The following is a 17,796-nucleotide window of genomic DNA, read 5'->3' as shown; positions in this document are numbered from 1 at the left end:
TTCATGTGGAAGATAAGCTTGCTGCCTTTAATCCGGCCGCCGTTAATCTTCATTCAGCTATCTTATACACTTTCATCTTAATGCCGCTCACTATCGCCCCGGTCAACCTTTCTCCAGGCAATCTTCGTTCCTCGCTTCAAGCGATCCTTGACCACCTGAACCTCTTTCCGCATCCCCGTCAGGAAATCGACTTCCTGCGGTATTCGCTGGGCGAAATGCCGTTGTATTTTTTAAACGTGCTTGTAAAGGTCGACGAATTGAGATACCCCGACTTCTCGCCGATTTCCGCAACCGACCAGTCGGTCGTTTTCAGCCATTCCTTGGCGTGCGCCATCCGGACCTTGTTGAGATATTCCACGAAATTGATGCCGAACGCTTTCTTGAAGTAGTTCGAGAAATATTTCGGGGTCGTCCCCAGCAGCTCGGCCATATGATCCAGGTGCAGATTTTCCTTGTAATGCATGTTGATATACTGTGCGATGAATTCCGCTTCCAGCTTCGTGTCTCCTGCCGGTTTCCGCCATTCCGCAAAGCGGCGCGCGGCATATTCCAGCGCGGTTTCGATCTCCCGGTAGTCCACCGCGTGATGAACCGACCGGATGAAGCCGTCCTGCATTCGGATCAGCTCCTGCTGGTCGACTTTGCCCGGCTCCACATATTGCTGCATGTGATAATACATGCACTCGGCGACGGGAACGAGCTGGTGATGGTGGACATGCCGCTCCGCATTCTTCACCAGAATGTCGCGGATCATCGCTAGGCATGCCTCTACGTTCCCGCCCGCGAGATGGTTGGAGAGCTTCTCGATTTCATGCAGCGGGAAATACACCTTCCACGTATACCGGATCGCCTGCGTATCCGTGACGGGGCTTGCCTCCGAGAGATCCCGGTACATCAGGCCCCGCTTAACCTCGCGGTAAGCGTCCTGGCAGTACTGGATCTTGGAGGCGTAAAGCCTGCTGACGGCCGCCATGACGGCGACGTCCTTCAGCGGTCCGCTCCCGGCCTGCTTCAGCATCTGCCCCATGCGCCGGATGACCGGCTCGCGGTCCGAAGGCCGGTCGAGGCCGATCAGCGCCAGGAACTGCAGGCTTCCCGCGTGGAAAACGGCGCAGTGGCCGCCGGCCTCTCCGGCCGCTTCACGCAGCACGGCCTGCAGCGCCTGCTCCAGGGAAGCGGCCCGCAGCGGCGCCGGCGGTTCGCTTCCGGCTTCCGGGCTTTCCTTCGGCCGCAGATGAATGGCGGCCATCATGAATTGGCCCGTCTGGAAGAAATCCGCGAAGATGTGCTGCATCCGGTTCTCGAATTCGCGCGAATGCGAGAATTCGTCGAGGGCATGCAGGAACACGCCGCGCCGGATTTCGGAATGCACCGTCTCCATCTGGATTTTGACGGAGGCATTCTCCAGCTGGATCTGCTCGATGCCGCTTCGGATACGGCTGTAATCCGCCTGCGGTCCCGAGTTTTTGCCGCCCAGCAGGCGGACCAGATCCCGGATCGGCCGGTACAGGTAGTGACTGAGCAGGATGGAAAGACCTACCGCCGCCAGAATGGCGATAATCATGATCATCCGGTTCCAGGCGACTACCGGCGCGGTGCCCGCCAGTTCCACCGGCATTTTATCAATATAAATAAAATCGTTATAGTCGGATTTATAAAACAGATACTCGTAATCCCGGCTTTTGACCGTCGCTTCCTGCCCCGGGTTAAAATACACCTCGTTCAGCATTTCCACGAGATCCCACTCCGGGTCCGTACTCAGAATACGGTTGCGCTCGGAATCCATCACCATCAGGGAAGTGCCCTGCATCATCGCGGTCTGGTTGACATGCTTCAGCAGCTTATCCACGTCGATCAGCAGCATAATGTTGTAAGTCGAAATCTGATTGCTTCCCATCAGCACGATGAGATTGCGGTTCTGGACTAGCCGGTCCGCCACTTTCACCTTGAATACGCTTGCAGGAATCACTTTCTGCGTCCGGTTCGTCTCGGCAAAAGACTTCCAGTACTCCGCGTTGTACGTATCGTGCCGGTACTGCTCGTTGAAGAGCGCCTGCAAATTCGTCGTCCCTTGTGAAGTAATCGCAAAGGCGGACCCTTTCTCGAACAGAACGACTTCTTCCAGATAATCCATCGATGACACCAGGGTCGTCATGTTTTTCTGCATCAGATACACGTCGTTCATGTTGATCCGGTCATCCTCCATCACCTCCCAAGACTTGTAGGGCAGGGCGTGGATCGAATAGATGAGGTCGTTCATTTCTTTGAAAGCCTGATCGAACGACCGGATGACGTGCTTCACAACCAGTTTGTTATTCTCGCTGACTTGACGATAAATACCCGAGATCGAATTCTCGAAGACCAAGTAATTGGATGCGAACATGACAACGGCCACGAGCAGAAGCGAAAAGAAAATCTTCAGCAGCCCCATGTTCACTTTCCAGCGGATCCTCGGCATATTCCGTCCCCCTCGCTCTTTAACGGAAATGACGCTGTTAGTTCCCTTAATCTTCGACATCCGACCGGGCATCCCTTCTAGCCTTTTTCGGAGCCAAGCATAATGCCCTTGGCGAAATATTTCTGGGCGAACGGATAAATCAGCAGCACCGGAATCATCGAAATGAAGATGGTGGCGTTTTTCATCGCCTCCGGTGTCAGCGCGGCTTGGTCCACCAGCCCCGATTCCTTGGCCTGATCGAAGATAAGCATATCCCGGAGCACCACCTGCAGCGGATAGAGGTTGGCGTCGTTGAGATAAATAAGCGGCAGGAAAAAGCTGTTCCAATGGCCCATGAAGTAGAACAGGCCGATGGAAGCGAGTGCCGGCTTGGACAGCGGGATAATGATGCTGAACAGAATCCGGTACTCCGAGGCGCCGTCGATCAGAGCGGATTCACGCAAGGACGAGGACATCGACTCGTAAAAGCTTTTGAGAATCAGCAGTTCGATCGTCCAGATCGCGTTGGGCAGCACGAGGGCCCAGATGGAATCCAGCAGGTGGAGCTTCTGCACGACGATGTAGGTCGGGATAATGCCGCCGTTCAAGAACATCGTGATCACAATCGCGATCATAAAATATTTCCGCCCGAAGAACGTCTTCCGGGAAAGCGGATAAGCGGCCACCGCCGTCATCAGCAGGTTGATGAAAGTGCCCACGCCCGTGTACAGAATCGTATTGAGGTAGGCGCGCGGAATACGCGGATTTTGCAAAATCTCCTTGTAAGCGTCCAGGTTGAATCCGCGGGGCCACAGGAACACTTTGTTCTGCACGATGTAAGCCGAATCGCTGAACGAAATCGCGATGATGTAGAGCACCGGATAGACGGTTGCGGCCGCGACCAGGCTGAGAATGATCACATTCATCAGATCGAAAAGACCGAATTTGCGGAGTTTGCTTCCCTTTGCGGTTACCATAAGCTGCTGCCTCCTGCTCTCCGGCTGATCATATTGCTGACCAGCAGCATCACGAGCGCGACTAGCGCTTCGAACAATCCTACGGCAGCGGCATAGCTGTAGTTCGTTTCAAGCAGACCTTTGCGGTAGACATACGTGGAGAACACGTCCGCCACATCGTAGGTCATCGGGTTGTAGAGCAGAAGCACCTTCTCGTAGCCGATCCGGAACATCGCGCCCGTTTTCAGGATGAACATGATCGTAAGGGTCGGCAAAATACTCGGAATCGTGATATAGCGCATCATTTGGAATCGCTTACAGCCATCCACGCGAGCCGCTTCGTACAAGGTCGGACTGACGCCGGCGATTGCAGCCAGATATATAATGGCGTCGTATCCGATCGTCGCCCAAATTTCCGAGGACACGTAAATCGTACGGAACCATTCCGGGTCGATCAGGAAATAGGTCCTGGTAAAGCCGAGCGCCTCGATAATCGTATTGAGCAGCCCCCGGGTCGGCGACAGGAAATCGATAATCATGGAGGAGATAATGACGACGGACAGGAACGCAGGCAGATAGCTTAAAGTCTGCACCGTCTTTTTGAAAAATTGCAGGCGCACTTCGTTGAGCAGCAGGGCGAACAGGATCGGAAACGGAAAGCCCCACAAGAGAGTAAACAAACCGAGCAGGATCGTGTTGCGGAACAGCATCCAGAAATCTTGGCTGGAGAAAAACGCTTTGAAATGCTCCAGTCCCACCCATTCGCTGCCCAGGATGCCTTCATAGACGTTGTAATTTTTAAACGCGATAATCAGCCCGTACAGGGGGCCGTAGCGAAACAGGATGAAGAAGACGATACAGGGAATGAACAAAAGCAGGAGCTGGCGGTCCCTCTTGATGTGCCGCAAAATTTCGGCTCCTTTGGAACGTTTCGATTGGCTGACCGCCGTCGGGGCCAGCTCGGACTGTGCCGGTTGCATGCAGGGTACCTCCTTCAAGGCGGAGGGGCACCCGCCAGAAACGCGGATGCCGTCCGTCTTTGCTCTGTTTCTTTATGAAAGGCGTGCTTATTTGCTGTCAAACCGTTTCTGCGCGTTGTTGTAAGCTTCAATGTAGGCGGACGCGCCCATTTTCTCGGCCGTTTGCAGCCATTCATTCCACTGCGCGTCCCCGTAGCTCTTGTTCAGAATGTACTTGGTACTGAACTCGTTGGCGGATTTCTGCAGAGAGGTCAGGACATCGGCGATTTTCTTCGTTTCGGGATCGGTAAATTTCAGAACGGGGTCCAGCGCGTCGATCTTGTTGTTTTTGACCATCTTGTCCTGGGCCTCTTGCTCCTTCTCCGTAAAGTTGTAGTACACGCTGCGGCTGTCCGCGCGGACGTACATCCCTTCCAGCCACAGCCCGTAGCGGTCCTTGAGGACGCCGATGTCGACGTTCGGCACGTCTTTCAGCTCGGGATAGAAGGCCTTGCCGCCTTCCATCTTGAAGGTCTCTCCTTCGACGCCCATCGTGACCAATGCCGCTCCGGACGGGCTGGACAAGTAATCGAGCAGCTTGAGCGCCACTTCCTTGTTCTTGTTGTTGGATACGACGATACCGTAATTGTCGATCTTGGAGAGCTGCTTGATTTTGCCTGTCGGTCCTACCGGATTCCCGTAGCGCAGGTTGTAGTCCGGGTTCTGGGACTTGACCTGGTTATGGAACAGATCCAGACGGCCGATCCAGTCGAACGTGACGAAAGACTTGTTGTTTGTCGTCATTTTGGCGGTCCAGGACGCATCGGTGTCGGTGACGAATTCGGGATCGAGAAGCCCCTCGTTGTACAGCTTCTTCATGAAATCCAGCATTTGCTTATATTCCGGCTGGATAAAAGCAAGCTTCCACGTCTTCGCATTCTCGTCGTAGGCGGCCGGATAACTCGCTCCGCCGATCCCCCAGCCCGGCGCCCAGTCCCGGAAAATATAATCTTTCGTTTTGGACGCGTACGGATAAGAAGTCGGGTACGCTTCTTTCAATTTTTTCAGCGCCTGATAAAATTCCTCGGTGGTGTTCCATTCCGGGATGCCCAGCTTGTCGAAAATATCTTTGCGGTACAGAAAGCCGTGATTGACATCCCGGTTGATGTTGTAAATCGGCCACGTATAGAGGTTGTCTTTGTCGTCGGACCAGGACTTCATCACCCAGCTGCTGTCTTTGTTATCTACATAAAGGCTTTTGAAGTTAGGCAGCTTGTCGAGGTGGGAATTGATCGGAGTCAGAGCCCCTTGCGAACCTAATTTGTTGGCTTCCGCCGGTGTAAGTCCGTGAAACACGTCCGGCAGCTTGCCCGAGGCCATCACTACTTTTAATTTATCTTTGTAGTTGGCGGTGGAATAGGCCTGGATGTTCAGCTTGATGCCGGTCCTTTTCTCGATTTCCTTCACGATGAGCTTGTTGCTCAGATCCGGATTGTCGCTGACCAGCATCCAGTTCAAGGTAACGGGTTCGTCTACCAGCGGAAGCTTGAGCCCGCCCGTGTCCCCGTAGTCTGCCGCGGCGGCGCTACTCGGTTTCGTACTTGCAGAAGATGCCCCCTCCTGCTTGCCCCCGGCGCACGCCGATGCGATCGTCGCAAACAGCGTCAGGGATAAAAACGTCGATAGAAGCTTACGGGTCATACTTGTGCCTCCTTGACCTCAATGATGGATTTGCGCTTGAGGCGTTCCGGCTTTCCGGTGTTCGGCTTCTGGCGCCCTCAGCACATCCCCAGTATAGAAAGCCGGGAGAGATTCCGTAAATAAAGCGTTTTCATAAATCTGCGGATTTTTCTCGCCTCCTCCCCGAAAAATGATCAAAGTCCTTGACAGACAAGGGATGGAGACGATGTGGAAAATGATAAAGCGGTAGAAAATAATAAAATTTCCGTTCTTTGCGCAGATGTCCGCGGACATCAAAAAGATCGGGGATTCCTCCCCGACCTTGCTTCTGCATCTTGTTCCTCAATGCGGTTCTCGACCGCTTTACTTCGCTGCTTGAGCCGTTCTTACTGGACTAAACCGACCGCCCGGCCGTCCAAGTTCCAGCTGCTGCTGACCGGCACGCCGAGATGTTTAAGAGCCGTGACCATAACGTCGGCCTGATAGGTCGCTCCCGTCAGCTGTCCTTTAACGGTGCTTGCTCCGCTCGCGATCAGGAAAATGGTCGTTTCTTCACTGCTGCCGCCGCCGTGCGAAGTGCCCTTGCCTCCGTGATCGGTACTGACGAGAATGAGCCAGTCTTCCTGGGCGTAAGTGCTGCGGGCTTTAATCGCGTCCAGAATGGTGCCGATCTGGGCGTCCACGCCTTCGATCGCTTTTGTGTACTGGGACACTTTCGGACTGAAGCCGTACGTATGACCGGCGTGATCAATGTCGTCGAACTGAAGGAAAATAAAGTCCGGATTTCCCGTTTTCAGCAGATCGACCGTATTGGAGGCCACTTCGGCATCGGTAGCGACGGTTTTCTCCAAGTCGATGCCTTCCACCAGTTTGTCGTTGATCGGACCCCAGTGTACGATGGAGGCCGTCGACAGAGCCGGATTGTAAAGCTCCGCACGCTTCATCAGAGACGGATACGGGCCGAATTTGCTGCCCGTCCAGTTGTTGTTGGTGACGCCGTGCTTCTGGTACCAGACGCCGGTATGGATCGTCGACCAGCCGGTCGCGCTCCACGTGTAGTTGGAGTTGGCTTTCGTCGTCCAACTGTAAGCGCCGTTGGCGGCGAGCGCGTCCAGATTGACCGCGTTGGCGGCTTGCAGAGCGTTCGGACGCGTGCCGTCCAGCCCGATCACGAGAACCTTCTTCTTCTTGGCCGCCGCAGGAGCAGCCTGCCCTCCCTCGGGCTTCACCCCGGCATGCTGTACCACGCTGCTCTCCGATCCTCCTGCTGTGCCCCCGGCGATGGAAGGCGCAACACTCGTCTCCGGCGGGGCGGCGGCTCCGGCAAGCGATGCCGGAACGAGCAGGCCCGCAAGCAGGATGCTACCCGCCGTTTTTTTCCAATCGTTCAGCACGTTAAACATAAATTCCACTCCTTTATCCTTTTCATTTAAACAAAAAAAAACATATCATTTTCCGGTTTTTTAATGGAATTACGTGTTTTTCCTTGTTTTTACCAGTATATGGACTTATTGTTACCCCCGTTTTAGCCGGGTTTTAATCTTTCATGTAGTTGAGAAGGAGTCTCCTATTGAATTCCCAGTTAATATGGAGTTCATAAATGCATGATAAATTTACGGCATGGAATACAAACCACAGAAAAAGATTGTGTGGCCACACAGTTTTGCGGGAGGAGAACATTTGAGATGAAAGAAACTATACAAGACAAGAAAAAACTGGGGAATTGGCGGCTGTTTCTCCGCATGATTCAGGATACCCATCCTTCGAAGCTGCTTTTGATCGCCGCTCTCGTGATGAGCGTGGCAACGACCGGGGTCGGCTTTATCGTTCCCCTGTTTACGAAGAAGCTCGTGGACGGCTTCTCGATTCAATCGCTCGATCCGTGGCAGATCGGCCTGCTTGTGCTGGCATTCGTTCTGCAGGCGGTGGCCAGCGGCCTGTCCATTTACCTGCTTAACCGGGTCGGTCATCATGTGGTGGCGAATTTGCGCGACCGTTTGTGGAAGAAGCTGCTCCACCTGCCGATCTCGTTTTACGACACGAATGAATCCGGCGAAATGTTAAGCCGGGTAACGAACGATACCGCTGTCGTCAAAGAAGTCATCACGGAGCATCTCGCCAACTGTATCACCGGCATTTTATCCATTATCGGCTCGATTATCATCCTGCTTTTCCTCGATTGGAAAATGACGCTGGTCATGCTGCTGGCGGTGCCGCTGGCCATGGTCGTGCTCATGCTGCTCGGCAAAAAAATGTTCACCATTTCCCGCGGTATGCAGGAAGAAACCGCCAAGTTTACGGCGGTGCTCAACCAGGTTCTGCCCGAAACGCGTCTGGTCAAAGCGTCCAATGCCGAGGAAATCGAATACGAGCGGGGAAAAACGGGCATCACGAATCTGTTCCAGTTCGGCCTGCGCGAAGCGAAAATCCATGCGCTGATCAGTCCGCTCATTTCATTCGTCCTGATGGCCGTGCTTGTCGCCATTATCGGATACGGCGGCGTCCGCGTATCGTCCGGAGCGCTGACAGCGGGTGATATGGTCGCCTTCATTCTGTATCTGATCCAGATCATTATTCCGGTCACCCAGCTGACCATGTTCTTTACCCATCTTCAGAAAGCGATGGGCGCTACGGAGAGAATGATGTCCGTCCTGGAGCAGGACGAAGAGAAACTTTACGACGGAGCGGTTTTGAAGGACGTCTCCCGGCCGATTCATGTCAAGGACGTCGATTTCGCTTATGGAGACGAGCGCATTTTAACCGGGCTGAACTTTACGATCGAGCCGGGCAAAGTAACGGCCATCGTCGGTCCGAGCGGCGGCGGCAAAACGACGACGTTCTCGCTGCTGGAGCGCTACTATAAACCGACGGGCGGCGCCATTACGCTGGGAGACACGCCGATCGAGCAGTTCTCGCTGAACTCCTGGAGAAGCCATATCGGCTACGTCGCCCAAGAAAGCGCCCTGATCTCGGGAACGATCCGCGATAATATCTGCTACGGGGTCGAGCGGGAAGTGACCGACGCCGAGCTGAACAAGGTCGTGGAGATGGCGTACGCGGGCGAATTCATCGCCGAACTGCCGCAGAAATTCGACACCGAAGTCGGCGAACGGGGCATCAAGCTGTCCGGCGGCCAGCGCCAGCGGATCGCCATCGCCCGCGCCCTGCTCCGGGACCCGCAGATTCTGATGCTGGACGAAGCGACATCCAGCCTGGACAGCCAGTCCGAGATTTATGTCCAGAAAGCGCTGGACAATCTGATGAAGGGCCGGACGACACTCGTCATCGCCCACCGACTCTCCACTGTCGTGGACGCAGACAATATCCTTTTTATCGAAAAAGGACATATTACCGGAAGCGGCACGCATGAGCAGTTGTTCCAGACCCACTCGATGTACAAGGAGTTCGCTTCGCAGCAGCTGAGGCTTCAAGAAGCGTAAATTTCGCAAAGCTAAGACGATGACAGACTATTCTAAAGGAGGCACAGCCGATGGCGAACATTCTGGTGGTCGACGACGATGCGCATATCCGGGAGCTTGTGCTGATCTTTTTGCAGGCGGAGGGACTGCAGGTGTTCGAGGCTGTCGACGGGATCGACGCCCTCTCCAAGCTGGAGAATCACAAGATCGACATGGTCATTCTCGATATTATGATGCCGAAGATGGACGGATGGCAGCTGTGCCGCGAAATCCGTTCCCATCACGGCGATCTTCCCCTGCTTATGCTGACCGCCAAGGGCGAAACGAGCCAGAAGGTCAAAGGCTTCAATCTGGGGACCGACGACTATCTCGTCAAGCCGTTCGAGCCGGCCGAGCTGGTGGTCCGGGTAAAATCGCTGCTGAAACGGTACCGGATTTCGGTTTCGCAGGCGGTGGAAGTCGGCTCGGTGACCATGAGGCGCAGCACCTACGAGCTTCTATGGAATAACGAGAGCCTGACGCTGCCCTTGAAAGAATTCGAGCTGCTGTTCAAACTGGGAAGCTATCCGGGCAAAACCTTCTCGCGCGACCAGCTTATCGAGGAGATTTGGGGCTACGATTACGCGGGCGACGAGCGAACCGTAGATGTGCATATCCGCCGGCTCCGGGAGCGGTTTCCCGAGGAGGACTGCGGCTTTAGAATCCGCACGATACGGGGGCTGGGCTACCGCCTGGAAACGGCGGAATGAGGAGAAGCTTCGCGGCCCGGGTCCGTGGGACTGTCCTCGTTCTGCTTGCCGCCGCAGCCATTATGCTGCTGTGCACCTACGTGGCGTACACCGGCTTGCCTTTCCTGTATTCCCTCCTCGGTGCGGAGCCGGGCCCGTACTGGAAGCAGGCGGTTTTCACCGCCGTCGTCTTCATTCTCTTCATCGGCTGTGTCGGAGCGATTTCTTCCTTAATGAGCAAAAGGCACATGCTCGTCTGGGATATGATCCAGGACGCCATGCGGCGCATCGCCAAGGGCGATTTCACCGTCAGCATCGATTTGCCGATGGACGAGAAGGATCGGCTCGGCACGATCGTATCCAACGTGAATCAGATGGCCGTAGAGCTCGGAGCGCTGGAAAAAATGCGCCAGGAATTTATTTCGAACGTCTCTCACGAAATTCAGTCTCCTCTGACTTCCATCCAGGGCTTCGCCAAGGCGATCAAACGGGAAGATCTGTCGCCCGAAGCGCGGCTGCGCTATATTACCATCATCGAGGCGGAGAGCGAGCGCTTATCCAAAATCAGCGACAATCTGCTCAAGCTGACTTCGCTGGAATCGAAGCATCACCCGTTCGAACAGGTTACGTACAGGCTGGATAAGCAGCTTCGCAGCGTCGTGCTGGCCAATGAACCGAAATGGCTGGAAAAGAAGCTCGACATGGAGGTCGAGCTGGAGCCGGTAGTGTGCCGGGCCGACCGGGATCTGATGAGCCAGGTGTGGATCAACCTCCTGTCCAACGCCATCAAATTTACGCCGGAGGGCGGCACGATCCGTATCGGGCTTTCCGCCCGGGAAGGCCGTGCCCGCGTGACCGTTGCCGACACCGGGATCGGGCTGACGGAGGAAGACCGGCAGCATGTGTTCGAGCGCTTTTACAAAGCGGACAAATCCAGGACCGCCTCCGGCGGAGGAAGCGGACTGGGCCTGTCGATCGTGCAGAAGATCATTGAGATGCACGGCGGTGAGATTTCGGTAGAAAGCCGGCCTGGCGAAGGCACCGTTTTCTTAGTGGAGCTGCCATTGGAGACTCAGGAGCCGGACGCGTGAAAATTCCGTTTTCCGCTTGTCCGCCCTTGGAAGCACAGCGACCCGATGAAACATAAACTCCTCTTTTTAAAAGCATACCTGTACCGTGACAGACCCCATGCCCGGAGCCGTGTGTGCCGTTTTTTCCGTGTTGCAGAAAGACTCCCGCCAAGAAAACCGTTGTTCAATTCTTCCGATTCCACTACAATGTTGATAATCATTCTCAACAAGTGGAGGCGTATCGGATATGAACAAGGTGATGAGGCCGGAGTCTTTTTCAATTTTTGACACCTACTTTGAAGCTATGATCCGTCATCACGGAACTAACGGGACTGAACGGACTGACGGCAAGTCCGGGCACACGTTGTCCCGGCTGGAAATCGTCCGGACCGACTGGACCATCCGCCGCGAACGCGAAATCCGCTGCGCCTCTGAAGCCGCCATGGTCGAACTCAGCTTCTGTTTCGAAGGCTGCGGACAGGTAGAGGTTTCGGGCAGCGCCCACGACTTGCAGGAAGGCTCGTGTTCCCTGCAGCTTATGCGCGATTTCAGCGCATCCTTCCGATATGAGCAGGGGGCGCGGGTGCGGACTCTGGCGTTCGGGATGCCCGTGTGGCTGTTTAATGCGTACCACGGACCCGTTGCCGCGGCTTCCGCCAGTGCGTTTGACCGCCTGCTGGGCACCGATTCTTTCCGGCAGTTCCGCTGCCCCATTCTGCCCGCTACGAGGAGGCTGCTCCAGGAATTGGAGGACTGTCCGTATACCGGAGCGATGAAGGACATGTATCTGGAAGCCAAAGCGTTGGAGCTTTTTGCCGTTTATACAAACCGGTTTTTGTATGAAAGCGATTCGCAAGCCCCCGTATCCGGCACGCTAAGCCGTACCGACCGGCAGAAAATCCGTGAAGCGAGGGAAGAAATCGTCAAACGGATGGATGCCCCGCCCTCCTTGCTTGAGCTCTCCCGGATCGTCGGGATTAACGACTACAAGCTGAAGCTGGGCTTTAAAGAGCTATACGGAACCAGCGTATTCGCCTATCTGCGCGAACAGCGGCTTCATAAGGCCGGCGAACTTCTCCGCACGGGCGATATGTCCGTCAGTGAAGCGGCGGCCCGGGTCGGTTATATGAATTTCAGCCATTTTGCCGAGGCTTTCCGGCGCAAATTCGGTGTGAATCCGTCCGTTTATAGAAAAGAACCGCGATAAAATCCGCGGAAGGGCCGTTTCATCCGTCGCAGGGTAGCCGCTCCTCCTCACCCGTTGTATGATCATTCTGAGTTTAAGTGAGAATGATTATCATTTGATGAAAGAGAGGAATTTACCTCATGCGGTTTACCGGAAAAGATTTTCGATTAGGCGGCGCCCTGCTCCTGCTGTTGTTCTCAGCAGCTTGCGGAACCGCCGGACAGCAGTCAGGGAGCGGTCAATCGGCTGCGGAAGGGGCGGACGGCGCCTCCGGCCAAGCCGCCGTCCGGACAGTACGGGACGCCGGCGGCGAAGTCGCTATCCCGGCTAAACCTCTGCGCATAGCGGATGTTTCCGGTTCCACAGAGGAGCTGCTTGTCCTCGGTTTCACCCCCGTCGTCACGGGCAACACGGAGATGAGCGCGCCGACTCAACTGACGCCGATCTTGCAGAAGAAGCTGGGAGACGGCATCGTGAAGGCAGGCTGGTTCCAGAGCGAAGTCAGCCTGGAAGCCATTGCGGCAGCTAACCCGGACTTGATCCTGGCCGGACCGGCACAGTCGAAGATTTACGACCAGCTCCGGACAATAGCCCCTACCGTTCGGGTCCCATACGGGTTTAACGCATTCCGGGAACGCTTGTCCTTCTTGGCGGAAACCTTGGACAAGAACAAGGAAATGGAGGATTGGAGCAGCCGGTATGAAGCGGAAAGCCGAAAAATACAAGAGCGGATCACGAAGCTTACGGGGCGTGAAACTTTTGCCGTGATCGAAGCGACACAGAAAGAAATCCGCGTCTATGCCGAGACAGGCATCGCCGATATGCTGTACCGCGATCTCGGGCTGCCCAAGCCTCCGGGGACGCCCGATCCCGATCCTTGGGGCGGGAAGGTGCTGAGCCTGGAAGCACTGCCCGCCATCGATGCGGATCATATCGTCCTCTTGGCGGACAACGAGCAGAACGCGCTGGAGCAGAGCCGGCTGTGGAGCGGGCTGCGCGCCGTAAAAGCGGGCCATGTCTACCGGGTGACGAGCCGGCAAAGTTACAACGAGGCGTTCTTCGCACTCGGCAAAGAAAATCTAATCGGGCAAATCGCCGAAGATATTCTGGAAAAAAATAAGCGTTAAGTACACTGCTGACGCCGAAAACGCAAAAAAGCCGGATCTCCGTAAAAGAGAAAATCCGGCTTTTTGCTTACTTCCTGGCTTTGGGCTTTGGGCTTTGGGCTTTGAGCTTTGGGCTTTGGGCTTTGGGCTTCGGGCTTTGGGCTTCGGGCTTCGGGCCTCTGGCTCGGCTTCTTTCCGTGCTCTATGTCTCGCCTCTAGCGGGTTTTGCCGTGTGCTCCCCCGCCTTTCAGCACGCCCGGTAACCGGCAAGCGGTCTCCCGCAGCTTCGGCTAGTCTTCAAGGTACTCCAGCAGCAGCTCCTGCAGCTCGCCCACGGCCGATGTCCGCAGGCTGTAACCCGTGACGGTTTCCCCCGTCACATGGGCTTTGAGCAGACCCGCGCACCGCAGGCTGAACAGATGCTCATGGGTGATCCCTTTGGATATACCCAAGTAACGCACCACCTCGATAAAGCTATGGGGTTCGCTGCGCAAAAAGCGGAGAATCCGCAGACGGCTTTTCTCGCTCAGGCTGCGGAGCATCCGGTACAATTTCGGCGACGGCCCTTCCTCGTGGTCGTGCCCGGGCAAACTGGCCGGGTACTGGCAGAGCGTAACGGGCCCGAAGCTGTAAAACACATTCCCCGGCACAAAGTGAAACTGCGGGGTCAACACGACCTTCTCCAGACTGCCTCCCGGCTCGAAATACATGCCGCTTGTCGTCTGCTCCGCCAGTTCGACGGCAGGCATCCGTCCGATGAGGGCGCGGTTCTTCTCCGCGTCCTCTTCGAGAGCGGTTACGATGCCGGGCTCAATCTTGGCGAAGTACTGGCTGTTCCACTCCGACAGGAGGTGGACAAACTTGTCCCGCACCGCCTGCATGTCGGCGGGAAAATTCTGGATGTACGGCGACAGGAGAACGTACAGATCCCCGAGGGACAAGCTTTCAAGCCACCGCAGGAAGTCGGGCACGCTTTTCTTTTCGGGAGACAAATAGGCGAAAAGAAAGATCAGCCGCCACTCCGGCGATAAATCCGTCGAATCGAGCTCCTGCCGGAAATCGTCCGTGAGTCCCGTACGGATTTCGGGGGCCCAGTCCGGGCCGAGATCGATTCTTTTATACCAAATCTTGCACAAATACGTATGCAGGCTGACGATCAGTTCGTTCGCAGGCTGAAACGAAAATTCAACTTCATATGCCAATGCCGTTCACGCTTCCCTTCGAACCCAGGCTGTAGCTGTCTGGTCGCCTGTACTGTATGCGCCCGTTCAGAGGAGGGCGATCAGACAGCTTGCACGAGATACCCGGCGGATAATCCACTCGAATTCCACTCAAGTATACGGACTGCTAGAAGAAGTGTACATGGCGTCAAACCAAATGGCAAGCGACATAATGCTCGCCCCCCACGTTGCGGTATTCCGGAACGGCCTCCTTGCATACCGCCTTCGCGAACGGACACCGGGTATGGAATTTGCAGCCGGAGGGCGGATCTACCGGGCTTGGAATATCTCCGGTCAGCACGATTCTCTCCCGGCGGATCTCCGGATCGGGAATGGGAATGGCCGAAAGCAGCGCCCGCGTATACGGGTGAAGCGGATTCGCAAATAGCTCGTCGCGCGGAGCCAGCTCCATCAGGGAGCCGAGGTACATGACGCCGATCCGGTTGCACAAATGCTCCACGACACTAAGGTCGTGGGAAATAAAGAGATAAGTCAGATCCTTCTGATCCCGCAAATCGCTGAACAGATTAATAATCTGGGCCTGAATGGACACGTCCAGGGCGGATACCGGCTCATCGGCGACGATGAAATCCGGGTTTAGAATAAGCGCCCTCGCAATGCCGATCCGCTGTCTCTGCCCGCCCGAGAACTCGTGCGGAAACCGGTCGATATGATGCGGAGCCAGTCCGCATACCGACATGATCTCCAGCACCCGTTCCCGGATCTCCGCCTTGGAGGCGAGCCCGTGGTCAAGCACGGCTTCCCCGATGGCGTCCCCTACCCGGATGCGTGGATTCAGGGAGCTGTACGGGTCCTGGAAAATGATCTGCATGTCGGTGCGGAGCGTGCGCAGCTCCGGCTTGGACAGCGAGAAGATATCGCGGTCCTTGTAGATCACTTCACCGGCGGTTTTGTCCGTCAGACGGAGGATAGCCCTGCCGGTGGTGCTTTTGCCGCTTCCGGATTCTCCGACCAGGCCGAAGGCGTCGCCCTTGTTGATCGTGAAGCTGATATCGTCGACCGCCTTGACGTGATTTACCGTCCGGTTCAGGAAGCCGCCGGAAACCGGGAAATATTTTTTTAAGCCTTTCACTTCAAGCAGTTTCGTGCTCACCGGACTCCCTCCTCGTACAACCAACAGGCCGTTCTGTGGCCCGTGCCCGTCTCGAGCATCGGAGGCTGTTTCGTGCGGCATATCTCCATGCAGTGCTCGCAGCGGTCGCTGAAATAGCACGATTCCTGCAGATCCACCAGCTTCGGCACCTGCCCCGGAATCGTGTACAGCCGTTCCTTGCGCTGGTTGACGACGGGCTTGGCCCGCAGAAGCCCCTGCGTATACGGGTGCTTCGGATTGCGGAACAGATCCAGCACCGGCGACTCCTCGATGACCTGACCGGCGTACATGACGACGACATGGTCGGCCATCTCCGCCACGACCCCCAGATCGTGCGTGATCAGCAGGATCGAGGTGCGGCGCTCTTCCTTGATCTTGCGCAGCAGATCGAGAATCTGCGCCTGGATCGTCACATCGAGCGCCGTTGTCGGTTCGTCGGCGACGAGCAGCCGCGGATTGCAGGAGAGCGCGATGGCGATCATGATGCGCTGCAGCATACCGCCGCTCAGCTCGTGCGGGTAGCTGTCGTAAATGGACTCGGCGCGTGCGATGCCGACCATCGTGATCAGCTCCAGCGCCTGCTTCTTCGCCTGCTTCCGGGAGACGAGCTGGTGCTCGATAATAGGCTCGATCATCTGCTCGCCTACTGTGAGCACCGGGTTGAGCGACGTCATCGGCTCCTGGAAGATCATCGCGATCTCATTGCCGCGCAGATGGCGGATGTCTTTGGGCCCCGCCTTCAGCAGGTCCTTGTCGTCGAACCAGACCTCTCCCGCGACCGTCTTCCCGCCCGGCTCCTGAACGAGCCTCATCAGCGACATGGCGGTGACGCTTTTGCCGCAGCCGGATTCTCCCACGATGCACAGCGTCTCTCCTTCTTTCAGGCTCAGACTGACGTTGTCTACGGCTTTCACCGTTCCTTCATCGGTATAGAAATGCGTACTCATCTGTTTAATTTCAAGCAATGGCTTGTTCATTGCGCTCACCTGCTTTTCATTTTCGGATCCATGGCGTCTCTCAGTCCGTCACCCAGCAAATTCACGGCAATAACCGTGATAAAGATGGCGAAACCCGGAGGCGCCCACAACCACGGCCGCTTCTGGAAATCGATCAGCGAATTGGCCGCGTCGATCATGTTCCCCCAGGAGGCCGTCGGAGGCACGACGCCGAGCCCGAAGTAGCTCAGCGTCGACTCGCCGATGATGGCCCCGCCTACCCGAAGCGTCGCGACGACAATCAGCAGCGGAACCGTATTCGGCAGCAAATGGTGGAACAGTTTGCGCCGGTCCCTCAGGCCGAGGGCATCGGCGGCCTGGATGAATTCGCGTTCGCGCAGACCCAGAATCTGGCTGCGCACCATCCGGGCGAGTCCCGGCCAACCCACCAGGCTGAGCATGATCATGACGATGTACAGCCGGTAATCGGACGGCACTTTCCATTCGGACAAGACGGCGCCCATAATGAACAGCATCGGCAGTTCGGGAATCGTCATCAGCACGTCGGCGACGCGCATAATGACTTGATCGACGACTCCCCGGTAAAAGCCCGCGAGGATGCCGAGCACCGATCCGATCAGGACGGACAGCACCATGGACGCGAGGCCGACCGTAAGCGAAATCCGGCCCGCCTGCATAAGCCGGGTCAGAATGTCGCGGCCCAGCTGGTCCGTACCGAGCCAATGCTTCAGGCTTGGCGGCGCCTTAATCAGAGCGGCATCCACTTTGCCGGAGCTGTACGGCGAGAAAAACGGGCCGATGAAGCAGAGCAGAAATATAAAAATAAGAACGCCCAGACCGAGCATGGCCATCTTGTTCTTCCTGAGCCTCAGAAACGACTGTTTCCACAAAGAAGACTTAGGAGCCGACGGCTGTCCTGCCGCCGGGTTTATCGTATGTTGAGCGCTGACTGGCATGCAAGAGCC

14 protein-coding genes are annotated in these 17,796 nt (G+C 56.1%); 5 read left to right on the top strand and 9 right to left on the bottom strand.

Annotated elements, in window-relative coordinates:
• Positions 1 to 178: 178 nt before the first annotated feature.
• The 5 genes from HMPREF1207_RS15415 to HMPREF1207_RS15390 all read right to left on the bottom strand — a co-directional run bounded on the left by HMPREF1207_RS15415 (position 179) and on the right by HMPREF1207_RS15390 (position 7,435).
• Complete coding sequence (locus HMPREF1207_RS15415; protein WP_009675722.1) at positions 179 to 2,458, bottom strand: helix-turn-helix transcriptional regulator; 2,280 nt, start codon at positions 2,456 to 2,458, stop codon at positions 179 to 181.
• 77 nt (positions 2,459 to 2,535) lie between these two features.
• The gene (locus HMPREF1207_RS15410) at positions 2,536 to 3,414 is read right to left on the bottom strand and encodes a carbohydrate ABC transporter permease (protein ID WP_009675769.1); all 879 of its coding nucleotides are present in this window, start codon (positions 3,412 to 3,414) and stop codon (positions 2,536 to 2,538) included.
• The gene (locus tag HMPREF1207_RS15405) at positions 3,408 to 4,373 is read right to left on the bottom strand and encodes an ABC transporter permease (RefSeq protein WP_009675744.1); all 966 of its coding nucleotides are present in this window, start codon (positions 4,371 to 4,373) and stop codon (positions 3,408 to 3,410) included. Before HMPREF1207_RS15405 ends, HMPREF1207_RS15410 begins: the two co-directional genes overlap by 7 nt.
• A gap of 87 nt (positions 4,374 to 4,460) precedes the next feature.
• Positions 4,461 to 6,053, bottom strand: coding sequence for an extracellular solute-binding protein (locus HMPREF1207_RS15400; RefSeq protein WP_009675682.1), 1,593 nt, complete (start codon positions 6,051 to 6,053; stop codon positions 4,461 to 4,463).
• 365 nt (positions 6,054 to 6,418) lie between these two features.
• Positions 6,419 to 7,435 (bottom strand): alkaline phosphatase family protein, encoded by a 1,017-nt coding sequence (locus HMPREF1207_RS15390; protein WP_009675660.1) that lies wholly within the window; start codon positions 7,433 to 7,435, stop codon positions 6,419 to 6,421.
• A 282-nt stretch (positions 7,436 to 7,717) separates the two neighbouring features.
• Here HMPREF1207_RS15390 and HMPREF1207_RS15385 point away from each other — a divergent pair, with 282 nt between their 5' ends.
• The 5 genes from HMPREF1207_RS15385 (at position 7,718) to HMPREF1207_RS15365 (ending at position 13,562) form a co-directional block, all read left to right on the top strand.
• On the top strand, positions 7,718 to 9,472 hold the full coding sequence (locus tag HMPREF1207_RS15385; RefSeq protein ID WP_009675730.1) for an ABC transporter ATP-binding protein: 1,755 nt from the start codon (positions 7,718 to 7,720) through the stop codon (positions 9,470 to 9,472).
• Positions 9,473 to 9,522: 50 nt separating this feature from the next.
• On the top strand, positions 9,523 to 10,200 hold the full coding sequence (locus HMPREF1207_RS15380) for a response regulator transcription factor (RefSeq protein ID WP_009675708.1): 678 nt from the start codon (positions 9,523 to 9,525) through the stop codon (positions 10,198 to 10,200).
• A complete protein-coding gene (locus HMPREF1207_RS15375) occupies positions 10,197 to 11,270 on the top strand; it encodes a HAMP domain-containing sensor histidine kinase (RefSeq protein ID WP_009675751.1) in 1,074 nt (357 codons plus the stop codon). Before HMPREF1207_RS15380 ends, HMPREF1207_RS15375 begins: the two co-directional genes overlap by 4 nt.
• Positions 11,271 to 11,496: 226 nt before the next feature.
• Positions 11,497 to 12,456, top strand: coding sequence for a helix-turn-helix transcriptional regulator (locus HMPREF1207_RS15370; RefSeq protein ID WP_009675714.1), 960 nt, complete (start codon positions 11,497 to 11,499; stop codon positions 12,454 to 12,456).
• 119 nt (positions 12,457 to 12,575) lie between these two features.
• A complete protein-coding gene (locus tag HMPREF1207_RS15365) occupies positions 12,576 to 13,562 on the top strand; it encodes an ABC transporter substrate-binding protein (RefSeq protein ID WP_009675702.1) in 987 nt (328 codons plus the stop codon).
• A 269-nt stretch (positions 13,563 to 13,831) separates the two neighbouring features.
• Here the strand turns inward: HMPREF1207_RS15365 and HMPREF1207_RS15360 are convergent, their stop codons facing one another.
• The 4 genes from HMPREF1207_RS15360 to opp4C all read right to left on the bottom strand — a co-directional run bounded on the left by HMPREF1207_RS15360 (position 13,832) and on the right by opp4C (position 17,787).
• Entirely contained in the window at positions 13,832 to 14,743 is a 912-nt protein-coding gene (locus HMPREF1207_RS15360; RefSeq protein WP_009675700.1) for a winged helix-turn-helix domain-containing protein, read from the bottom strand.
• Positions 14,744 to 14,909: 166 nt separating this feature from the next.
• Positions 14,910 to 15,875, bottom strand: a complete 966-nt coding sequence (locus HMPREF1207_RS15355; RefSeq protein ID WP_009675723.1) for an ABC transporter ATP-binding protein — start codon at positions 15,873 to 15,875, stop codon at positions 14,910 to 14,912.
• Positions 15,872 to 16,852, bottom strand: coding sequence for an ABC transporter ATP-binding protein (locus HMPREF1207_RS15350; RefSeq protein WP_009675756.1), 981 nt, complete (start codon positions 16,850 to 16,852; stop codon positions 15,872 to 15,874). Before HMPREF1207_RS15350 ends, HMPREF1207_RS15355 begins: the two co-directional genes overlap by 4 nt.
• Positions 16,853 to 16,857: 5 nt before the next feature.
• Positions 16,858 to 17,787, bottom strand: coding sequence for an oligopeptide ABC transporter permease (gene opp4C / locus HMPREF1207_RS15345; protein ID WP_009675689.1), 930 nt, complete (start codon positions 17,785 to 17,787; stop codon positions 16,858 to 16,860).
• Between the last annotated feature and the right edge of the window lie 9 nt (positions 17,788 to 17,796).

The organism is Paenibacillus sp. HGH0039, assembly GCF_000411255.1.
Taxonomy (GTDB): domain Bacteria; phylum Bacillota; class Bacilli; order Paenibacillales; family NBRC-103111; genus Paenibacillus_F.
This window is presented reverse-complemented; position numbering and strand designations above follow the sequence as displayed.